Below are 19,095 nucleotides of genomic sequence, written 5' to 3'. Positions count from 1 at the left end.
CGAGGTGGCGCGATGAGTGAGCGCAGCGAACGAATCATTCGGCCCAGTGTGGTGGTGCCTCATCGTGACGCCGAGCGAAGCGAGGTGGCGCGATGAGTGAGCGCAGCGAACGAATCATTCGGCCCAGTGTGGTGGTGCCTCATCGTGACGCCGAGCGAAGCGAGGTGGCGCGATGAGTTACGCCCGGGTGCTCTGCGTCGGTCTGGTCGGGGTGACCGGGCAGTTGGTGGAGGTGGAGGTGGATCTCGCTGCCGGCCTGCCCGGGGTGGTGATCTCCGGGTTACCCGACACCGCCCTGCACGAGGCGCGCGACCGGGTCCGGGCCGCGGTGGTCAACTCCGGCCAGCGGTGGCCGAACCGCCGGATCACCCTCAACCTGCTGCCGGCCACCCTGCCCAAGTTCGGCTCGGCGTTCGACCTTGCGATCGCGGTGGCGCTGCTCGGTGGCTCCGGCGAGCTTCCGCTGTTGCCGCTGGACGGCGTGGCGGTCCTTGGGGAGTTGGGCCTGGACGGCACCGTGCGACCGGTCCGGGGCGTACTACCGATGGTCGCCGCGGCGGCGAAGGCCGGCGTCCAACGGGTGATCGTCCCGGCCGACAACACCGCCGAGGCGGCGGTCGTCCCCGGGCTGCTGGTACGCGGCGTGGACACCCTGCACCGGCTGGTCGCCTTCGTCCGCGACGGCACGCCGCTGATCGAGCCGCCGGTCGACGCCCCGCCGCCGGCCGCACCCGGCCCCGACCTGGCCGAGGTCGCCGGGCAGGGTCTGGGCCGCCGCGCTCTGGAGATCGCTGCCGCCGGTAGCCACCATCTGGCCCTGATCGGGCCCCCGGGAGCGGGCAAGACGATGCTCGCCGAACGCCTGCCGTCGATCCTGCCGGAACTGGACGACGAGGCCGCGCTGGAGGTCACCGCGCTGCATTCGATCGCCGGCCTGTTGCCGGCGGGTGGCCGGTTGATCCGCCGCCCACCGTTCCAGGCACCTCATCACACCGCGACCGTGCTCCCGATTCCAGCGGGTGTGGGACTTTGCGCATGGGCGAGCCCTCGACCCGCAGACCGAGGGCTCGTTGAGTATCTCAGCGTCGGTGCCGTGGCCGCCAGTCGGCCGGTGGCGACGTCTCGGCGTTGCGGCGGCCAGCCCACACGTAGGTGAGTTGGGCGGCCACGGCGAGCGCCAATAAGAAGGTGCCGATCGGGTCGGTCATCGGGCGGGCTTCCGGACCCAGCCCATGAACCGGACGTACCCGTACAGCGGGTCGAGTGGTGCGCCGAGCTGGCGCAGGTCTTCGGTCGCCTCTTCGAGTAGGGCGGCCATGTCGAGCCCGAGCAAGCTGCCACTCGCGTACTCGGCCAACAGTTCAAGTCGAGCTTGGTCGCAGGGCCAGCCATGGGCGCACGCGGCGCAGAACCAAAGGGGGCGAACGGGTCCGTGACGTTGCATTCGGGGGGCTCCTTCCCGGGCCGAGACGGGTTGCACCCCCGACCACCGGGCTCGGCCTCCAGCAGCCGGGGGGCATATCTCGATCTCAACCCGGCTCTTGCCCCCCTGTCAATCATGGCAGGCCGCATTGCGTAGGCCAGATTGGGTAGACCTGGGCGTGTCTACCTTCGGGCGCATGGGTGAGGTCCCCGGTCCGCTGGTCGGACCAGGCGAGATTCAGCAGATGCTCGGCGTCGGCCGGTCGCGGTTTCGCCAGCTCGCCATGTACCCGACATTCCCGAAGCCGTTCCAGGTCCTGATGGCCGGCGCGGTGTGGCTGCGCTCGGACATCGAAGCTTGGATCGCGCAGTACCGGCAGCCACGCCCACCCGCAGACGAGGACGAGCAGGGGTAGCGAGGGCATCCGGGAGCCACGGGGACAAACGGAGAGGGCCGGAGGGGTGTCGTCGCACCCCTACCGGCCCTCGTGGCCCGGGAAACCTTCAGGGGACCAAGAGGAACGGGTTGCCCCCGCGATGCACCGCCTTTACCTCACGGCGGACGGCGCGGTACGCCTCCTGTCCGTCCCCAATGTCGAGTCCCTCGTTGAGCCGGTGGTTGAGTTCCAGCATGGCGGCCAGACGCAGAACCAGCTCGGGCGCTGGTTCCTTGTCGAAACACCTCTGTGCCGCCTGAATGAAGCGGAGGACTCGGATGCGCCGCTCTTCGGCCTCGTTCCAGTCCTCCAGCGCCCACTGTGAGGCGAGTACAACGTCCGATGCGAGCGCTGCGAAGTCGGCCTCCGGCCACTTCTCAGCCACCACACCGAAGATGGTCGGCCCGCCCACCATGGTCTCCGGCTCGATCACGTCTCCGAGTTTTTTCATCGCCTTGACGGCGACCCTCCGTAGCTGGGCCATCGTCGGTCCATTCGGCACCACCGGCTCCCCGGTCTTCCCCATCGCTTACCCCTCTCGTCGTCCCGTGTCGGACAAGCGGCGACGGTAGGCGTAACCCCAGATGTGGGGCAAGGGCGCGATGCCGACCACTACATCTAGTTTGACAAGCGGGTAAGTTTGATCAACTAGCAGCGCAGGCCAGCCCGCACGGGAGAACCCCGGTGTGAACTGAGTCACACCGGGGTTCCGGTCGTACAGGTCTCAGGCGACCACCCTGAATTCACCCTTCCGGGCGACCCGGCGGTGACCCTTCTTGTCGTGGTAGATGGCAACGCCGTCCGGCATGACCGTGCCCGGGTACGTCCAGCGCCCGACCTTGATGGTCTGACCGTGGGCACCCGTCGCCGGCACCGGGGCGTCGACCACACCGGGGTCTGAGTCGAGGTCGTCGACCTCCAGCTCGTCCAGGTCGCGCAGCTCCCGGGCGTCGATCTCCGGCTCAACCTTCTTGGTCTTGGCCGCCTTCTTGGCTGCCCGCTCCTGCGCCTTCGCCAACATGGCACCCGCCTTGGCCGCGAGAGCGAGGCTCACCGACTGTGCTGCGGTAACGGCGTCGCCGCTGTACAGCACCCCGGTCTCACGACCCCAATGGATGTCCTTGCCGTCCAGCTCGGCCCGGACCAGGAAGCTGACCAGCTTCGCGTCGTGGCCCTGGGCGAACAGCCGGGCGGTCTGCCGGTCGCAGCCGGTCGTCTCGAACGCCTCGCCGACCTCGAAGGTCGAGCAGCGGCAGGGCTTCGGCGAGGTGGGGCGGGTGCGCTTGGCGGTCATTGGTGGCTCCTTCTGAGGTGTCGATCTTGCCTCTCTGGTAAAAATCCAAACATCTCGCATGAATTCGCCACAATTATTCGAATTCAGGCAGCCAGCGAACCGGCGTCGCCCCCGATATCCGACCCGCACTCGCCCGGCTGGCAGGCGTGATCCTCCGCGAGGTCATGCAGGTAACGCGCCTGCTCGAAATCGGCTCCCCAATAGTCGAGTCCGCAGACGGTGCACAGAACCGTGTAGTTCTCCGACTCCGGCTCGGGCAGCAGGTCAGCTACCGCCTGGTTGAGGTCGCACTCGATCTCGTCCCACCAGTCCGAACCGGCGGCCAAGAACAGGTCGGCGTGACGCACCCGCATCAGCTCCTTGGCCAACATCGGGATGCGGTAGCCGTCGGTCAACCGGTGTAGCGGGTCGGGCTGGCCGCTGGTGACCTGCCGGGCAGCGTCCTCTGCGGTCAGCTTCACCGCGAGTGCCAGGCAGTACCGTGCTTCGTCTTCCAGACCGTCGAACATTTCGCGTCCTCCATCGTGTGGGTGGCTGTCTTCTCCACACGAAAACGCGGCTTCCCAGCGGCACAAGCCCTGCCGTACCGCCGGGCGTGTCCAGGTCAGCCCGACACGTCACGCATAGCGATCTGAATGCGAGTCCCGGCGGGGTGCGCCTTGTCGATGCCATTCAACCCGCGCTCGACGTGGAACGTCTGGGGCGAGACACCGGCATCCGGGCGATGAATCATCGCGTGGTCGATGTGGAGCAGTGTGGCTGCTGATGGCGTGCTGCCCATCGTGAATCGGATGGCGAGTCTGGCTGCCCCAGCAGGCGCTTCTGCAATCGAGTACAGCGGCGTCCAGCGGTCGGCCAGCACGACGATCGAGCTGCTGGTCAGCGAGACGAACCCGCCTCCGGAGTCGTACCACAGGTGATGCAGGTTGATCGTCCGCGCGGCGGCGCAGTGAACCCACGCCCCCGCGCGGTACTGCTGGCCGGCGACGATGCCGAGCACCTGCTCGCTGATGACTCCCGCAGTCGCAGATACGCCGTCGGGCGTCAACAGCAGTGAAGCACCACCGAAGCGCTTCTGCGCGGTTGAGCGGGTTACGGTACCCGACAGGTTGGCGGCCCACGGCGAGATGGTCGTCTCGAAGTCGTAATTCTGGTTGAGAATCGGCTCGCCGATCCCGTTCACTCTCACCAATTCGCCCCCCATCTGGATGGCGAAAGGGAAGCTCTGTGGGTGCTCAGTTGTGGTCACCCATCGGCGTTTACCCGTGTCCGTCTGCACGACGAGTTCAGTGTCACCAATGCCGGCAGCCACCCCCAACTCGGAGCCTGCGGTGGCGAGGCGGCCACGCACGGGATCGCCGATGACGAAGGCGGTCCACACCGACCCGGGGGTGGTGTTGAAGGTGATGTCCCAATCGAACGCGTCGATGGTCTCGGTGTACCCCCCGGCCATCTGCAGGGTCTGCCCCGCGTCGTCCGGCAGACCGTCGATCAACAGCATCCCGCCCGTGTCGGTGGCCGCCACCCGGTGCCGCTGTTCTGTGTCGCTCCACCATCGGCTGCTGAAATCGACCCGTATGCGCGGGTACCGCACCTCATCGGCGCTTTTCTGATGAAGCTGCCAGTAGGCCAAGCTGCGCAGCTGGCTGGCCGCCGCGACGTTGAACCTCGGCGCGGTGTCGTACCGGCCGATGCCCTCGGGCGGGGGTTGGATCGAGTTCGGACCGGTCTCAACAACCGCCCTCGCCCTGCCCTCAGCCTTGCCCTCAGCGGTGACATCGTTGAACAGCTCGAAGTCGTCGGGCTGCGGCTCGAACGGCTCGGAGACCTGGGCGAACTGGATCAGGGTGCCCGGCTGGTTCAACAAGTCCTGTCGGGCGCGGTAGACCAGTCCCAGCTCGTCGCGCGCCTCGAACAGCAGACCGCCGTCCAGCTCGGCACCCTCGCCGAGCAGGTCCAGCAGTTTCTCCGGCCCCTGGATGCCCATCGGAGCCGTCGCCTCGCCCTGAATCGCAAGGCTGAGACCTTCCTCGGCAGCCAGCCTGACCATCCGAGCGCCAACAGTCTCGCCCAGGTAGGCGGTGAACGCATCAAGGGACGGCTGGGTGCCCCAGCCGAGGCCGCGCCACACGGCGACATGACTGGCCGCATCCATGTCGCCGGAGGGCGAGATCCGAATCTCCGTGGGCTGCTCGAACCCAACGCCCGACGCCGTACCGGTCAACACCTGCGCCCCGTCGATCCACAGGGTGTAGGCGCAGGAACCGCCATCGTCCGACACTTCCAGGCGCAGCAGATGCCACAGGCCATCGTCGACCCGTGTGGTCGTCCCGACTGAGGTGAACCCGCCGGAGCCACTCAATTCAATCGAGGTCTCGTAGCCTGGCGTCGGTTGGGCGAAGACGTTGATCAGCGTGTCACCGCAGTGGAGCCGGAACACGACTCCCGACTCTTCGCCGGCCACCGGTTCGGTGAACAGCACACCCAGCTCGACTGTGTAAATCGTCGAGTACGGAGCCGGTTGCAGGCCAGCGACCAGCATCCCCCGACCGGACAGGTCTACCGTCTCCCTGCCCCCAGGTGGGCCGGCTTGGCTGCCCGAGACGACACCGGTCTTGCGCCGGTTACCGGAGTCGGCGGGGAAAGCCCGCAGCGGGCGGCCTCCGGTCGCCGAAATGAACGCCTCGGCCTCACGTCCGTCGCCGGACTCCAGTGGCCAATAGTCGACCGGGCTCGCGCCGCTGTCGGCGGCCAGCCGCTCATAGTGCCGCCGCAGCGGCGAGTCGAGCGCTGGGGTTCCCTGGCCGAGCCGGCGCAAGATGCCGGCAGCTTCGATCGGCACCCACCGGTCGCTGTCGGTGATGTCCCTCCGTGGCGGCCAGCTCGGCACCTCGAAGTACCCGCGCCGGTCGATCGCCTGGTACGCCGAGTACGACACTTCGAGGTTGCTGTTGGTGTTGCCGGCCTCCCGCCGTGAGGCGAGACCGACCAGCCCGGGGCCGGTGATCGCCCCGTCGACCGAGGTCAACTGCCAACCGACCGGCTCAGAGGTGCCGTCCGGCCAAGCCTTCACCGACAGTCGCTTGTCGCAGACACTCGACCTCAGCCACCAGTCTTGGCCGCCCGTGTAGGTGCCGACGACGTTGAGGTTCAAGACGGTCAGCGTCCCGCCGACCCGACGGCAGGTCTGAACCTGCACCGAGCCGCCGGTCTCGAAACCGAGCCGCAGCCACAGGTGGTTGTCGGCATCGACCCACCTGGCGTAGTGCCCAGCCCTGGCTGCCGAACCGGTCGCTATCGCCGACACGTTGACTTTCGTCAACTGCTCTACGTCGGTGTAGGCGGTCGGCAGAAACGATTGATGCAGGACGTTCGCCGACGGGTGCAGGTGCTGCGCCACCCCGGCAGCCACCGGGTAGTCGGTGGAGGTTGTTCCACCCGATGCGGTCCACTGGCCGCCCCACCCTGCCGTGTCGGTTCGCCCGTAGTCGTCGGCGGCCAGCTCGATCCCGACACGCACCGGGGTGTTGCGCCCGATCTTGCCGAAGTTGGTCGACAGCGGCCAGCGGGGCGAGTATTTGCCCTGGCGGTTATCGAGTACCGCCGTGCAGGTCGCCGGATCGGTTCGGGTGGTCGAAGACCGGATGCCCCTGGCGATCGTCAACCCACCGCCCGAATCGGCATCCGACAGCCGGACGTCCCCGCTGATGTCGGTCCAAGAGTCGCCTTTGAGGCACAGCTCGACCGTGACGGGCAGTTCCTCAGTGGGAAAGGCGTCTGTCACGGTCGAGCTGCCTCTCAGTTCTTCTCGTCGGCGGTCTTCGGGCTACGGCAGTCGCGGCAGAGCACGTCGGCCCGCCTGCCGTCGTAGCGGCCACAGATCACGCGGCAGCCAGCCCCCGCACAACGCCGCTGGTGGAATTCGCCGCTGCGGTACTCGCCGGTCTCTTCGACCATCCGGGCAGCCAACTTGGCCTGCCTGACAATGAGTGGTTCCATGCCTGCGCCCCTTCCTCGGGCGGTCGGTGCTGCGGAGGTGCCTCGCCCACCCCCGCAGCACCGAAAACCGGATCAGGAGGTCTTATTCTGCAGGAGCTTGAGCGCCGTCGGGTCGATGACGTCCGAGCCGACCCGCGCCCAGGCGAAGAACCCACGCTCGCCGGTCGGCCGCCGGTTCGTACCCATGAGGTGCGAGACCAGCTCGATGTTCATACCGGCGCGCTGCGCGACCAGGAAGCCGCGCATGTCGCCGACCACCAGCAGGTTGCCGGCCGTGGTGCCCGAGACGGCCGGGCTCATGTAGTCCGTGGTCCGGTACGGGCGACCGAACAGCCGCGAGATGCCGTCCTCGGTGATGTTCACCGAGAAATTCGGGTCGGTCGTACCGAACTGCCGGATGGTCGACTCCACCGAGACGCTCGACAGCCACGCGTTGGCCTGGCGGCCACGGATCCGCTCGGGCAGGGAGTTCCACAACCCGTAGATGTCCGACGGAGCGACCGTGCCGGCCGTCGCCGTCCCCACCCGTGCCGTGGTCGTGGCAGCCAGGCGAGACACCAGGCCGACCGGGGTGTTCGCCCCGGTGCCGATCGCGAGGTTCTCCGCGAGCAGCTCCAGGTAGCCGGACTGGATCAGCGTCGACATGTCCGAGGCGAAGCTCGGCCAGTCCATGTCGACCTCGATCGAGAACGGGATGAACCCGTCCGCCCGGTGTACGGGCACCTCGGGCTGCGCGACCTCCGGGCTGTTGTCGGTGGTCTCGGCCGCCTCGGCGTTGAACTGCCAGGTCATCCCGGCGGAGCTGAGACCCTTCCACTTGTCGTTGGTGATGGTCTCGACCCGGGCCATGTTCAGGATCGGGTTCGACGAGCCCTGCCCGGTCATGATGAGCGTCGGGTCGAGCACGGCCGGCACGGCGAATCCACCGGTCGAACCGGTGCCGATCGCGAGCGCCCGGACCTCCGAGATCGCCCGACGCTCGACGTCGGTGATCTCGTCCGCCTTGCCGCGTACCGCCTTCATGAACGCGCTGCGGTATTCCTCGCGGGACGAGGCGACGATGTGACGGGCGATCTCCGCACCGTCGGTCGCGTCGGTCTTCGTGCGGAGCAGCTTCTCGACCTGGGCGCGCTGCTCGTCGGCCAGGTGCTCGGTGACCTGGCCGCGCTCGCCGACGATCTGCCGTGCCCGCTCCAGCACCGTCCGGCTGTCCGCCCGGCGGGTGTCGATGTCGTACGGGTCGCCCGTGGCCGGGCTGACGTGGGTGCTGCCCCATTTGGCCCGGGACTCTTCGACCAGCTTGCGCCGCCGCTCGTCCGCACGGATCTTGTCGATCGCCTGCTCGTTGCTGCGCACCTCTTCACCGAGAGTGTCGATCTCGCGGCACTGCTTCTCGGTCAGTTCGCCCTCGCTGTGGGCGATCTCGCTCAGTCGATCGGCGAGTTCGAACTGACGCTTCTTGAGCTTCTCCAGCTCGGTCATATCCGGTTGCCCTTCCGCAGCCAACTCCGGGCCGCAAAGACGTAGGAACGTGTCTGTTTTGGCCCGGGAGTGGCGGGTCAGGGAACTGCGTGCCGGACCCCGGCGGGGCGAACCCCGGCACGTCGGCGCGGTGGCAGCTCCGGCACCCTCAGGAGTAAGCAGAGGGCTTATGGCCGGGCTTTCGAGTCGTGCCCCCCGACGTGAGAAAAGGGGGTCGACAAGACCGCAGCTCGATCGTGCGTGTTTTATTCCAACACGAGGTTTAGCGGCGTGCCATTTCAGCGCCAATGCCAGCGGCCACGTGGCCGCCACGTCATGCCACGGTGAATCCGCCGTTTAACGGCAGCCGGTCGAGAGCAACCGGCACAAGGGGCAGCCTCCGGCGGTATCTCCTGCGCAGGTCGCCGACGATTCTTCATTCAGTAGCCACCCTCGTAATCCTCGAAATCGGCCTCCGTGGCAGCCACACCAGACAACGGCCGGTTACCACGTTCGGAGTTGCATGCCCGTCGGCAGGTCGGGCACCGGGCGTCGAAGTAGATCCCGCCCGGACCTCGCTGCCGAGCGACCCCGTGTGCCGGGCGCATCTTGGTTGCGTCGATCGGCTGGCGCGGGTTCAAACTCAGCGGTTCGAGGTGGTCTGCGGTCTTCGCCCCTCGGTGGCCGCAGATGTGGCAGACATCCCCGAACATCTGGAACATAAGCCGCTTAGCTTTCCGAAAGCGCCGGGTACTGCGGATGTCCTTAACCATCTTGGCCGCCACACCAACGAGCGACGTCCTCCGGTCGACCGAATCGTTTAGCGGCGTTCAGGGCGGCACCTCTCGACGCCAACCCGACCTGATCCGCGATTTCGATCCAGGCCAAACCCGAAGCACGTAGCCACGCCGCACGCTCACCCCTCGCCCGGCGTTTGAAATCGCGGATACTCTCCCCCGATTCGACATTCCGCTTAGGCTCGACCCATTCCATAAAACCGAGTAAAACACTCCGTTTGATCTGTCGGTTTTACAAGGAACCCGCCTCAGCCCGGAGAGAGAGAAAACGACAAGTGGCTGGGTTGCCACGACCAGTTTCCCCTCTAAAAAGCGAACCGCCGCTGTCGCCTCGATGGTCGAGGTCTGCGCTGTTTCGCTTGCGTGTGCCGACTGTCCTGCCTGTCGTCTGCTGGGCGTCGGTCTCGGTGGGTAGGTCGGCAGCCAGCCTGACACGCGCTCTCGGTTGGCTTCCGTGACGGCTGTCTGGGCGCATCCCCACCGACATACCGGGCGTGGGCTCCCAGGCTGTCCCCGTGGACGGGAGGGCCATCGTCGTACCTGTCGTGCGGGGGCTGTCCCTGGGTGCCACCGGGCAGGGGGGTAGGTAGTGAGTAGGGGTAGGTAGGGGTAGGTAGGGGTAGGTAGTTCAGCCCTCGGGGGTGGGGGGTGGGTCTGGTGGCCCGCCCGGTCGGAGGACGGTCAGCAACTCTGCGGTGACAGGTTGGGTGAGCCGGTAGCGGCTCCCGCCTCCGCGTGCTCCGCCGCGTTGAACGACGCCCATTCGACCGAGCAGTCGCAGCGCCTCGCGGGCTTGCTTCTGGAAGGTTTCGGTTCCGCCTGCCAACAGGTCGCGTGTCGACAACATGCCGTGGTTGGCGGCCAGCAACCGCACGACGGTCACGGCGGTGAAGGCGAGGGCGTCCGGGTCGGTGTGTTGGGCGGGGCGTCGAGCGAGCTTGGTTCCCATGGCGGAAGCGAACCCCGCCGTTTGGGCGTCGGGCAAGGACCACAATCCAGGGGCGGATGTCTCGATATCCCACGAACGGGCGATGTCGCGAAAGCGACACTCAGCCAAGTCGAGCCGACCCACGCTCAGTGCCTCGCCCCCACCGGGTGACCGCCGTCACAAAGCCTTGGCAGGCGATCGCCGACCGGACACATTAGATGAACAACTCCAGATCTCCCTCACATGACCCCAACGCACCCATCAAGGGTGAAGTGTGTCTAGTGAAGGGTGAGCAATGGAGAGCAGTTCTCTGATCCGGCTGCTGTGCCTGCTGGTCGCCGTGTTGTTCGGCGGGTGGGTCGGTACGGCCACGGGCTGGATCTCTTCGACCATCGAGCCGGGTTTCGGCCGGACGCTGGTCGCTGGCGGCACCGGGTTCGCGGGTGCCTTCCTGCTGATCCTGACCGCCATCCGGTTTCTCAGCGGTCGCGACTCCTGACACCCTCGCCTCCGGGCGATCCCTGGCGGGGGCTGGGGTCGCCCGGAGGGTGTCGGGCAGAGCAGGCAGCCACCCGACCGAACACGGGTGGGGTTCTTCTCTCTGTGCTGTTGTCGGCGACAGACATTGTTGTCGGGGGACACCCTTCGGGTGTGTCCCCCCGACGACAACATCTGTCCTGGTCGCGGCCGATGATGTTGTCGGATGTTGTTGCGATGTTGTCGACAACATCCGACATGGCCTCTGACCGGCCACGCTGTACTTGCTGGCCGCCGGATGTTGTCGACACCTTGTTGTGCCTCCGAGTCATGTAAGGACCGATGAATATTGTCGGCATTACCGACAACCTTGAGGGCACCCTCCGTAGAGAGTGCCCTCACTCGTCGTTGGTTATCTGGCTGCCTACTCCGGCAGTGCCGGCACCTGCGGCAGCGTCGCCGGCTCGCCCCTGGCTACCCGGGCCTTCATCGTCTCGATGGCCGTCCGGATGACCGCGTTTGAGATTTTCAGATCGGCCGAGCCGCTGACACCTCGCAGGTGCTCGACCAGTTCCGCCTTGCGGGCCAGAACCTTCGGGTTCCCGGTGTCGGTCCCCAGGTTCTCGGCGATCCACTCGATGATCTTCTCTTGGATCAGCCAGCCTGAGCCGCTGGGCTTGGCATCCGGCCCGTCGCTCGTCAGGTGCCGGGTGTTGGACCAACCTGCCGGACCTCGGTCGGCTTTCCGCTCGATCCACCTCCGGCTGATCCCGTCACCGGTCCGGGTGTCGGTCCGCTCCAACAGCAGTTGCCCGGCCACTTCGGAGATCGCCCAGACGTGATCGACGTCTTGGCTCTTCGCCGAGCTGCCCCGGGTGCCTCGCTCGCTGTCCTTACCGGTGTGGTCCAGCCGCAGCGAGGCGATGCCGGCACCCTTCAACGGCATCAAGCTGTTGTTGTACAGCGCAAGCCAGGTGTCGGCGTCGTTCTCCTTGCCGGAGATGAACCGGGAGATCGTGTCGAACACGACCAGCTCGGGCCGGTACTCGTTGACCACCTCCCACAGTTCGCGGCCACCCTGCGGCGTGTCCAGCGCAGGCAGGTGCGGGAAGCTGAGATAGACGAGGTTGCCGCAGGGCCGGAACCCGAGCGACCGCATCCGGCCGATGAACACCCGCAGCCCGTTTTCTTTGTCCAGATACAACACTCGGGCTGGCCGCCGCGCCGGGTCGCCCAGCCACGGCAGCCCGGCGGCGATCCGGTAGGCCATGTCCAGCGCGATGAGGCTCTTGCCGACCTTTCCGGGACCGTAGAGGCTGGCTTGCTCGCCCGGTGCCAGCAGCGAGCCGGGCCACTGCTCCAGCGGTGGCAGCTCGACGTCGAGCAGGTCACCCCAGGCGGTCGGCGGGTACTTGTCGCGCACGGTCGGCGGTTGGACGATTTCGCCCGGGATGCCGACCCCTACGAGCTGCTTCCCGGGCACCGGGACGGGCTGGATCCCGACCGACATACCCGTCGGTCCCTGCGAGGCGCTCCCCGTGGTCACGGGGGCGGTCTCCGGTGCCCTCGGACGCACCGGGGCAGACAACGGGGATGGCCACATGTCCGGGCGGTCCGGCCAGCGCTGCGCCGCCTGCTCGTGCCAGGGTTCCGCCCGCAGCCGCTCGACTTCCATCCCCTGCTCCTGTTCGTCCATGTCTTCAAAGCCGGGCACCCAGCAGTCGAGCCAAACTCGCTCGGCGTCGGTCACGCCGTCGACCCAGCAGGGCGGCAGTTCGCACCAGCAGATCGGCGTCTCACAGTCGTGCGGGTTGCAGTCCTGGCAACTGGCGAGGTCGCATTTGTGGTCGACCCACTCGACCAACTCGACCTCGCCAGCTTGGATCCGGCGGGCTTCCTCGATAAGCCAGTCGCGGTCGGGGTGCCGCCGCAGTGCGGTCAGTTGGGTCGCCTGGTCCTGCTCCGACAGACTGTCGAAGTCGAATGGCGGAAAGAACTCGTCCAGCGCCGCCCGCTCGTCGGCGGCAATCGGCGGGCTTGTGTCTGCAATAAGGCTCGTGGTCACCTGTGTGGGTCCTCTCCCGTCATCCTCGCCCTGGATGTTTTGGACACTCGGCCCGGAGGTTCGCCGCCTCCGGGCCGAACGCTTATTTCTGGTGCCTCTCGTCCAATCGGTAAAGGAGTTGGCCGCCGCACTGCTCGACGTGCACCACCCCCGCCCGGACCATCGCCCGTAGCTGCCGGGCGAATCCGCCGTCGGACACGTCGCCGTGCGCCTTCGCCATCAGCCGCAGTCGGTCCCGGGTGGCTGCCGAGCCGTACAGGGCGGCCAACATCGCCTGCTGCGCTGAGGTCGGTGCGGACGGCCGGAACTGCTTGCCGCGTCCGGTGCCCCGGCGGCCACGCCTACGCGGCGAGGTGGGCGCTGATCGCGTCGATTCCACGCTGCGCCTCCTTCCGAATCTGGTTCTCGACGGCCTTCTCTTCGACCGACCGGGCGAACTGCTCGGTCACTCCGTAGACGTAGACCGGCGGCAGCCCTGGGTGGGCCAGCACGATCCAGACCGTTCCGGCGTGCACCGAACTGTCAGCCGCTTCGCGGCTGTACGCGTCGGAGGACAGCCCGACGATTCCGCCCGCTGCGAGCGCCTGCGCTGGGTCCAGTTCCGGGCAGACGCAGATCATCGGACCGCCGTCGTCGGCTTGGCCGAGCAACGCAGCCTTACCGAGGCTGCCAGCGATCGCGAGCAGCAGATCGACCATCCGCCACTCAGCCCAGACCGGCAGCAGGTTTGCGGGAACAGCGAGTTCGTGTCGGGGGTGGGCACAAACCGGGGTCGGAGTCTCGGTACCGTGCCCCGGCTCATCCACGCCACCAGGTGCTTCGCCGGTCGGCGGTCCGGGCGGGGTCGGGTACGGCATCCGGTGCTCAGGCAGCTCGCTCATGTCAGTTTCCTTCCTTGGCGGAGGGGGTCCGCCGGTAACGGTTTGCGGTGATGAGTGCTTGCGGAAGCCAGAACCCAGCGAGACCGAGTACGACCGCTCCGCGTGGGTCCCAGGTCGCATCGACCGATGCGGCCATCCCGAGCACGACCGTCGTCCCGCCGACGGTCGCGACAGCCACCCAGATGGCGAGCCGGCGCAGGTTGCGCTTCATGCGGCACCATCCAGCAGCCGGCGAAGTCGCTGCATCTGCTCGGCGGTCGGCCCGGGGGTGTTGCCGAGCAGGTCCTCGATCGCCAGCTCAGCCCGGATCGCCCGGCGTTCGGTGTGGGCTTCTCGCGTCTCCTGTGCGTCTGCGCCCAGCCGTGCCGTCCGGTGACCAATACGCGCGTCGGCTGTCCGCAACCGGAGGTCTCCGGCCCATGACAATTTCGCCATTGTTAATCGCCTTCTCCCGCTGGGTGGCTTTTTCGCCTTCTATGCCCAGCGGAGCATGCGATTTACATTCCCAGAAATGAGGAATGTGTTTTCCAGTGGCAACGGTCACATGGCGACTATTCGCGCCTCCAGATAAGGCGTCGCTCGACGGTGTGAATGCAGGTCTGAACCGGCTTCTCGTGTTCCGGATCGGCGCACCAACTGCGATCCGTCGTCTTAAGGACCGTCGGCACCCCGAGTCGGCCGGGCACGCACAACTCCCGGGCGAGGTCGCGTCGACCGCTCATCGGGGTGGCCGCCCAACTTTTACGCGCCTCTGCGTCCGAGGGGGCGACGAACCGGGATGCCTTCGGTGGCACCGACAACTCAACTTCGAGTTTCTCCAGGCGACGCTCGTCCGCCAGTAGCGCAGGTTCCGCGCTGGCCGCCAGGGTGATCGACAACCGACGAGCGGCCACCGCTGCGGCGAGGTCGGCGAGCTGCAGCTTCACGGCAGCCAGCTCGCGCCGCACCTCAGCCAGCCGTTCGTCGCTGCCCTCCGGTCGCCGCGCTGTCTGCTGGTCGCTCAATGCGTCGATGATCGCTTCCTCGACCAGGTAGTCAACGATCGCCTGGTTGATCTGCACGCAGTCTCGGTCGTGACACCTCAGGTGGCGGGGTTCGTCTCCGCGCTCCGAGGTGGACATCTTGCTGCCGCAGACACCGCACCGGACAACCGCTGTCGACAGGTGGATGCCGAGCCCTGCGCGGGTCGTCTTGCGGCTCGGGTCACGAAGGGTCGCATTCACCCGGTCCCACTGCGCCGGGTCGACGATCGGCTCCCAGAGTTTCGCCGGGTAGATCTTGTCGCCGTGCTTGCGGCGTCCCGCGTAGACCGGTTTGATTGCCATCTGTCGCAGGTGCGCCGGGCTGAACGGGCGACCGGTGCCGGGCGAGACGACCCCTTTGGCTGCCCAATCCTTGGCAATCCGGTTCAACGACCAGCCGTCATCGAGTTTCTGGAACAGGTCGCGGATGTTGTCCGCCTCGGCGGGGTCTTCGTACTGCTCGACCAGCTTGCGGGTTTTCTCGTCGTACCGACGGCGGTACCCGTACGCCAGCACGCCCCAGGGGCGGCCAGCGACAGCGCTCGCCGTAGCGGACCGCAGCACCCGCTGCCGGGTCTTGGCCGACTCGTGTTCGGCGTCGACAGCCATCGTGAGCAACGCTTTGCGGTCACCCGGCACGCGAGGGTCAAACAGCCGTTCCTCGGTCGAAACCCAGACCTTGACCTCAGCCTGTTCGAGCGCCTCCAACAGGCTGACCCACTCGCCGACCTGCCGGCTACCCCTGGAACCTTCCCATAGCCCGAGGATGCCGGCACCGAACGTCCCGGCGGCCAGGTCCGCCATCAACCGGTCGTAGTCGTCGCGCCGTTTGGTGCCGTACCGACTGGCCGACACCCCGTCGTCGCGATATGCCTCGCCGATGGTCCAGCCGTGGCCGCTCGCGTCGGTCTCCAGCTCGCCGAGCTGCTCGACGGTAGAGCCGGAGGTACCGCCCTTGTTGTCACTGACCCGCAGGTAAGGCCGCATCGTCTCGCCCATGCCGCGTACCAAAACACGGTCCTTGCCCTGCTGACAACTCCCCACCTGCCGGAATTGCCTGCGTTCCCTCGATCGTCGGTGGTGGGTCCGGGCTCGCCCGCCCCGGTGCGATCTCGCTCGCCCACCGCGGGGTCCTGCTCATGGACGAGGCGCCCGAGTTCAGCAAGGCGGCGCTGGAGGCGCTGCGTCAGCCGTTGGAGCATGGCCGGGTGCTGCTGACCCGCAGCCGGGGCAGCGCCGAGTATCCGGCCCGCGCCCAACTGGTCATCGCAGCCAACCCCTGCCCGTGTGCGAACCCGGCCGGCGACGACCGCTGCGAGTGTCCCCCACTGGCCCGCCGTCGTTACCTCGGCCGGCTCTCCGGTCCGCTGCTCGACCGGATCGATCTCCAGGTGCGGCTATCACCGATGCGTGCCGCCGAGCTGATGGAGACCACCAGTCACGAGTCCTCAGCGGTGGTCGCCCGGCGGGTGGCGGCGGCACGGGCGGCGGCGGCCGAGCGCTGGGCACCGCTGGGTCGGCGGCTCAACGCCGAGATACCCGGTCCGGAGCTGCGTCGGGCGCCGTGGCGGCTGCCCGGCCGGGTCACCGTCGAGCTGCGGTCTCGGCTCGACTCCGGGTCGCTCTCCGCCCGCGGCTTCGACCGGGTCGTCCGACTCCCGTGGATAGAGGAATGGCGTAACTCCTTCGGACAGGAAATCCTCCGGTCGCGGTGAGCTGAGCTGCGCAGACTGTCCAATCAGTCCACATCACAACTGCTCTGACCTGCGGAAACATAGATCAACAGGGTTGCCCCGGGGGCTGTGAGCCACTAACGTGAAGGGTGCAGGCGAGATACCAGCGCCCCCTGGCGCACGGTCCGCCGGCCGGTCCCACGCAGAAACCGGATGGCACCCGGGGGCCGGAGGCACTTCAGGCCCTATCCCGCGCGCCGGTCAGCCAGCCGGAGGCACGCGCAACTACTCCGATTCATGGAGCGTTGCCATGCCTCTGTCCGTCCGTGAGCGCACGTCGAAAGCTGGCCGGGCCTCCGCCGCCGCCCTGACCCCGGAGCAGCGCCGCGAGCGCGCCAGCCGCGCGCACCTGGCCTCCGCCGTGGCCGCCGTGGTGAACCGCGCGCCGGAGCTGACCCCTGATCAGGTGGCCCGGCTCCGCGCTGTCTTCGGTACCGCCGCCGGCTCCGCCGGCCAGCGGGCCGCCTGACCTATCCCCAGAAATGCCGAAGGCCCGGCTGGCACCGGGCCTCAGCGAAGAAAGGTACTGACTCGTGACTCAGTCTAACACCGCAGTCCTGATCAACACTGATTGGCCCGTTGGCCTTGACCCGGACACTCACGCCGCCGCCCTGGAACGCGCGAAGGCGGACCTGACCTACCTGGACAGCCTGGTGAACTTCTACTGGGTCCGCCTGGAGGAGCAGCCGCTGGAGAGCCTGGAGGCGGACGAGCGGGAGCACTACCGGGGAGAGGTCCTGGAGCGCCTGGAGGCCGGCGTGACCACCCGTAGGAAGCTCTCCCCCATCCTGGCCGCCCTGACCCGCCTGGACATCTCGGTCCAGACGGTCACGGCGGAGGACCCCCTGGCCCTGGTCCGCTTCGCGTGCCCGCTGTGCGAGGAGGACATGGTGGTCTGGGACAGCCACGAAGGGCGGCCCGGACCGGTGGGTCAGGGCCGCCTCCAGCACACGGACTACCGGCACAGCCGGGCGTGCCGCATCAACACCCAGGAGGTCCAGTCGGACTTCCTGGCGGCCCTGGGGCTCCAGGCGTTGGACCCAGAGGTCCTGGACTGGGACGACAGCGACGACATGGAGCGGGAGCCGGACTGGATGGTGGACGGCATCGTGGCGCGCGGTGACTACATGTCGCTGTTCGGCCCGGCGGAGGTGGGGAAGTCCCTCCTGATGCTGGACTGGGCGCTCCAGATGGTCCGCCGAGGGCTCCGGGTCCTGTACCTGGACAAGGAGAACGCGCCGGACGTGATCCGCCGCCGGCTGAAGAAGATGGGGGCCACCCAGGAGGAGCGGACCCGGCTCATGGTTCTTCCGTTCGTCGCGCTCCCGGACCTGGCCACTCAGGAGGGCGCGGACGCGCTGAGGGAGAAGGTGGACCGCTACCGGGCGGACGTGGTGGTGTTCGACACCATCTCCAAATTCAGCCAGTACGGCCAGGCCAGCCAGTCCGACCGCTGGCAACTGATGTACAACCTGTCCTTCGTGCCGCTCCTGGCCAGCGGTAAAACCATCATCCAGTTGGATCACGTCGGGTACGCCAACCGGGACCGCGAGCGGGACTCCAGTGCGAAGCGAGACAACGTGGCCGTGTCCTGGGCCCTGGCCTCCGCCAACGTGAAGGACCGGGACCGGCTGGTCCTGACCCGGGTGAAGAACCGGCCCCGGCACCCCGGAGCGGACTCCCTGGCCGTGGTCCGGGAGGACGTGCCGCTCCTCCGCCACGTCATCGGCCAGGCGGTATCCGACGACCTGAAGGCGGCCCTGTCGGAACTGGAGCGGGCCGGGGTCCCGGCGGGGGCCGGGCGGCCCACGGCCCGGGAGTACCTGAACCGGGCGGAGGTCAAGATGTCGGACGCGCTCCTGAATCGGGCACTGAAGGCCCGGAAGGATGCCACGGCGTGAGCAATGTCCGATATGCCGGTCCCGCACAGCGGCACTGTGCGGACTGTGCGGGACCGGCATGTCGGACAGGTAAAACCGCAGCTCAGGGGACTGTGCGCACAGCGCCGCACAGTTGGGCTGTGCCGAGACTGTGCGACGCACAGCCCAGCGGCCAGGGAAGGCCCAGGTCACAGGCCATTTCCGCTGTGCGCACAGCTACCTACCTGTGCGGGCGGGGGGGAGTAACTAGTTACTCCCCCACCCGGCCAGAGACAGAAAAGAAACAAACAAGATCCATTCCGATACGCGGCCAGACGAGGAGCCCTCCCTGGCCGCCTGAGACAGCCGGGCCCACATACCCCCCGCCGTATGGTGGAGGTGTGACCACCTGGGAAGAGAAGTCCCGCCCGGACGGGGACTGGATCATGCCGCGCGGCCTGGCCGCCGTCATGGAGGAGCTGGAGCTGTGTGACGTCCCGCTGGCCGCCAGCGTCCGGGAGGCCCGGTGTCGCCTGGAGCTGAATGGCGTGTGGGTCGGCCATTTCATGCTGGGCCAGGCTCTCCGGGAGCGCTGGCGGACCGCTGGACTCCCAGAGGTGGAGACCGGCCGGCATCGGTCCTTCGTCGCCAGGACCTCCTCCCTGGCCGCCTGAACGTACGGTGACTCCGGACCTGGTTGCCTCTGGCTGCCTGAAGAGG

General features: G+C 67.6%; 19 protein-coding genes and 2 pseudogenes. 7 read left to right on the top strand and 14 right to left on the bottom strand.

Annotated features, from left to right (window positions below):
• Positions 1 to 172: 172 nt before the first annotated feature.
• Positions 173 to 1,072, top strand: a pseudogene (locus ACFY2A_RS05965) (magnesium chelatase domain-containing protein); the annotation flags it as partial.
• A 132-nt stretch (positions 1,073 to 1,204) separates the two neighbouring features.
• Here the strand turns inward: ACFY2A_RS05965 and ACFY2A_RS05960 are convergent.
• Positions 1,205 to 1,357, bottom strand: a complete 153-nt coding sequence (locus ACFY2A_RS05960; RefSeq protein WP_387169032.1) for a hypothetical protein — start codon at positions 1,355 to 1,357, stop codon at positions 1,205 to 1,207.
• Between the two features lie 262 nt (positions 1,358 to 1,619).
• Here ACFY2A_RS05960 and ACFY2A_RS05955 point away from each other — a divergent pair, with 262 nt between their 5' ends.
• Complete coding sequence (locus tag ACFY2A_RS05955; RefSeq protein ID WP_387169029.1) at positions 1,620 to 1,838, top strand: helix-turn-helix transcriptional regulator; 219 nt, start codon at positions 1,620 to 1,622, stop codon at positions 1,836 to 1,838.
• An 88-nt stretch (positions 1,839 to 1,926) separates the two neighbouring features.
• Here the strand turns inward: ACFY2A_RS05955 and ACFY2A_RS05950 are convergent, their stop codons facing one another.
• From ACFY2A_RS05950 to ACFY2A_RS05920, 7 genes are all read right to left on the bottom strand, one after another.
• On the bottom strand, positions 1,927 to 2,385 hold the full coding sequence (locus ACFY2A_RS05950) for a hypothetical protein (protein WP_387169026.1): 459 nt from the start codon (positions 2,383 to 2,385) through the stop codon (positions 1,927 to 1,929).
• Positions 2,386 to 2,583: 198 nt separating this feature from the next.
• Positions 2,584 to 3,153: a hypothetical protein gene (locus ACFY2A_RS05945; protein WP_387169023.1), complete on the bottom strand. Its 570-nt coding sequence runs from the start codon at positions 3,151 to 3,153 to the stop codon at positions 2,584 to 2,586.
• Between the two features lie 83 nt (positions 3,154 to 3,236).
• Positions 3,237 to 3,662, bottom strand: a complete 426-nt coding sequence (locus ACFY2A_RS05940; RefSeq protein WP_387169020.1) for a hypothetical protein — start codon at positions 3,660 to 3,662, stop codon at positions 3,237 to 3,239.
• A 95-nt stretch (positions 3,663 to 3,757) separates the two neighbouring features.
• Entirely contained in the window at positions 3,758 to 6,937 is a 3,180-nt protein-coding gene (locus ACFY2A_RS05935) for a hypothetical protein (RefSeq protein ID WP_387169017.1), read from the bottom strand.
• A 14-nt stretch (positions 6,938 to 6,951) separates the two neighbouring features.
• Positions 6,952 to 7,152: a hypothetical protein gene (locus tag ACFY2A_RS05930; protein WP_387169014.1), complete on the bottom strand. Its 201-nt coding sequence runs from the start codon at positions 7,150 to 7,152 to the stop codon at positions 6,952 to 6,954.
• A gap of 72 nt (positions 7,153 to 7,224) precedes the next feature.
• Complete coding sequence (locus ACFY2A_RS05925) at positions 7,225 to 8,634, bottom strand: phage major capsid protein (RefSeq protein WP_387169011.1); 1,410 nt, start codon at positions 8,632 to 8,634, stop codon at positions 7,225 to 7,227.
• Between the two features lie 1,404 nt (positions 8,635 to 10,038).
• Positions 10,039 to 10,359, bottom strand: a complete 321-nt coding sequence (locus ACFY2A_RS05920) for a hypothetical protein (protein ID WP_387169008.1) — start codon at positions 10,357 to 10,359, stop codon at positions 10,039 to 10,041.
• A gap of 274 nt (positions 10,360 to 10,633) precedes the next feature.
• Between ACFY2A_RS05920 and ACFY2A_RS05915 the strand changes: the two genes are divergently transcribed.
• Positions 10,634 to 10,837, top strand: coding sequence for a hypothetical protein (locus ACFY2A_RS05915; protein WP_387169005.1), 204 nt, complete (start codon positions 10,634 to 10,636; stop codon positions 10,835 to 10,837).
• Between the two features lie 402 nt (positions 10,838 to 11,239).
• Here ACFY2A_RS05915 and ACFY2A_RS05910 read toward each other — a convergent pair whose 3' ends face one another.
• The 6 genes from ACFY2A_RS05910 to ACFY2A_RS05885 all read right to left on the bottom strand — a co-directional run bounded on the left by ACFY2A_RS05910 (position 11,240) and on the right by ACFY2A_RS05885 (position 15,770).
• Complete coding sequence (locus ACFY2A_RS05910; RefSeq protein ID WP_387169002.1) at positions 11,240 to 12,880, bottom strand: AAA family ATPase; 1,641 nt, start codon at positions 12,878 to 12,880, stop codon at positions 11,240 to 11,242.
• 82 nt (positions 12,881 to 12,962) lie between these two features.
• On the bottom strand, positions 12,963 to 13,259 hold the full coding sequence (locus tag ACFY2A_RS05905) for a hypothetical protein (RefSeq protein ID WP_387168999.1): 297 nt from the start codon (positions 13,257 to 13,259) through the stop codon (positions 12,963 to 12,965).
• Positions 13,222 to 13,761: a hypothetical protein gene (locus ACFY2A_RS05900; RefSeq protein WP_387168997.1), complete on the bottom strand. Its 540-nt coding sequence runs from the start codon at positions 13,759 to 13,761 to the stop codon at positions 13,222 to 13,224. The genes ACFY2A_RS05905 and ACFY2A_RS05900 overlap by 38 nt, the downstream gene beginning before the upstream one ends.
• Position 13,762: 1 nt before the next feature.
• Positions 13,763 to 13,972 (bottom strand): hypothetical protein, encoded by a 210-nt coding sequence (locus ACFY2A_RS05895; RefSeq protein ID WP_387168994.1) that lies wholly within the window; start codon positions 13,970 to 13,972, stop codon positions 13,763 to 13,765.
• The gene (locus ACFY2A_RS05890; RefSeq protein ID WP_387168991.1) at positions 13,969 to 14,196 is read right to left on the bottom strand and encodes a hypothetical protein; all 228 of its coding nucleotides are present in this window, start codon (positions 14,194 to 14,196) and stop codon (positions 13,969 to 13,971) included. Before ACFY2A_RS05890 ends, ACFY2A_RS05895 begins: the two co-directional genes overlap by 4 nt.
• A 116-nt stretch (positions 14,197 to 14,312) precedes the next feature.
• Positions 14,313 to 15,770, bottom strand: a complete 1,458-nt coding sequence (locus ACFY2A_RS05885) for a recombinase family protein (RefSeq protein ID WP_387169490.1) — start codon at positions 15,768 to 15,770, stop codon at positions 14,313 to 14,315.
• Here ACFY2A_RS05885 and ACFY2A_RS05880 point away from each other — a divergent pair.
• The 4 genes and pseudogenes from ACFY2A_RS05880 to ACFY2A_RS05865 all read left to right on the top strand — a co-directional run.
• Positions 15,752 to 16,447, top strand: a pseudogene (locus tag ACFY2A_RS05880) (ATP-binding protein); the annotation flags it as partial. The gene ACFY2A_RS05885 and the pseudogene ACFY2A_RS05880 overlap by 19 nt on opposite strands.
• Positions 16,448 to 16,766: 319 nt before the next feature.
• Positions 16,767 to 16,985, top strand: coding sequence for a hypothetical protein (locus ACFY2A_RS05875; RefSeq protein ID WP_387168988.1), 219 nt, complete (start codon positions 16,767 to 16,769; stop codon positions 16,983 to 16,985).
• Between the two features lie 64 nt (positions 16,986 to 17,049).
• Complete coding sequence (locus ACFY2A_RS05870) at positions 17,050 to 18,417, top strand: AAA family ATPase (protein WP_387168985.1); 1,368 nt, start codon at positions 17,050 to 17,052, stop codon at positions 18,415 to 18,417.
• Positions 18,418 to 18,776: 359 nt separating this feature from the next.
• Positions 18,777 to 19,049, top strand: coding sequence for a hypothetical protein (locus ACFY2A_RS05865; protein ID WP_387168982.1), 273 nt, complete (start codon positions 18,777 to 18,779; stop codon positions 19,047 to 19,049).
• The last annotated feature ends 46 nt before the right edge of the window (positions 19,050 to 19,095 follow it).

The sequence above is a fragment of the Micromonospora sp. NPDC000442 genome (genome assembly GCF_042898635.1).
Lineage (GTDB): Bacteria > Actinomycetota > Actinomycetes > Mycobacteriales > Micromonosporaceae > Micromonospora.
Note: the sequence above shows the minus strand (reverse complement) of the source record. Positions and strands in the feature narration are given on the sequence as shown.